The 1,162-nt window shown below is 41.3% G+C and carries 2 protein-coding genes; both read right to left on the minus strand.

The genetic code is table 11. From position 1 onward, the window contains the following. Window positions 1-59 precede the first annotated feature (59 nt). A complete protein-coding gene (locus tag NJ959_RS29850; protein WP_254015386.1) occupies window positions 60-839 on the minus strand; it encodes a photosystem II electron transport protein, Sll1252 family in 780 nt (259 codons plus the stop codon). An 80-nt stretch (window positions 840-919) separates the two neighbouring features. Next, window positions 920-1,162: hypothetical protein (locus NJ959_RS29855; RefSeq protein ID WP_254015387.1), on the minus strand; the 243-nt coding region annotated here is incomplete at its 5' end.

A 1,162-nucleotide genomic window follows, 5' to 3' on the forward strand; every position in this document is an offset into this window, starting at 1 on the left:
GGGGAATGGGGAATGGGGAATGAGTCTTAATTCAAAACTCAAAACTATCCCATTCCCCATTACATAAATCTGGTTAACTGAATCCGATACCTTTCTTTTTTAGTAATAACAACCTCCCCAACTTCCAATCTACCTTTACCGCGAATAGCAATTAAATCTCCAGACTTAACAATATAACTAGATTGACTAATATCCTTCCAATTTACCCGGACATCACCACCAGAAATCATATCAGCCATTTTACTGCGAGACATCCCAAAACCAGCCGAGGCAACTGCATCAAGACGCATCGAAGCCTCTGTTGTCGTCAGCTCCTTCTTTTTCGGCTCTCTAACTTTAAGTTCACTTAACTCAATTCGTCGTATTTTTACAGGTACGGAGCGAACTTGATTTAAGTGAGTTTCCAGAAATTCTACCAAATCTGGGACAACAATAACTTGCGCTCCTCTTTCTCCTAAAACAATCACATCCCCCGTTTTTTCCCGCACTAAACCAGTGCCCAACATTGCACCCAAAAAATCGCGATGATTTGCGGGATCGAAGAGAAAATTCCCTTCAATATCTAAAGCAGCTAATTCAACTTGGGATTCTTCTAGAGGTAATTCCGATCGCGCGATCGCAAATCTTTGCCTTTCTGCTTGAGGATACCCGCCCCAAGCCAATAAATGTACTTCCGTCAACCGTTTAAATTGCCTCTGAATTTCCACAATAACTGGAGGTGACAGAAAATCGGTAAAAACCACTTCCCACGTCTTAATTGCCCGTTCCGCTTGATCGATTACACGGGCAATTATATCGCGATTTTCAACACCTTTTAGTAATTCTTCTCTTGGTAACATTTGTTATTCGTTGTTTGTTGTTTGTTGTTTTTTATTTTTTTTAGCCTTAACCGACAGAGAATTAATTCTTTGTCTCATAGTCATCTGGCGGTTAAAACCGCATCTACACAAACAAAACCTGCCTCCGCAGGTTTCAAAGCTACTAATTTGATCTTAGTCCGCGAAGGCGGACTTTGTTTGTGTAGTCGCGATTTCCAATCGCTTTCTTTGATCTTAGTCCGCGAAGGCGGACTTTGTTTGTGTAGCCGCGATTTCCAATCGCTTTCTTTGATAACTTGCACCATTGTCATCTGGCGGTTAAAACCGCATCTACACAAACAAAA

The sequence above is a fragment of the Limnofasciculus baicalensis BBK-W-15 genome, assembly GCF_024178385.1.
Classification (GTDB): domain Bacteria; phylum Cyanobacteriota; class Cyanobacteriia; order Cyanobacteriales; family Coleofasciculaceae; genus Limnofasciculus; species Limnofasciculus baicalensis.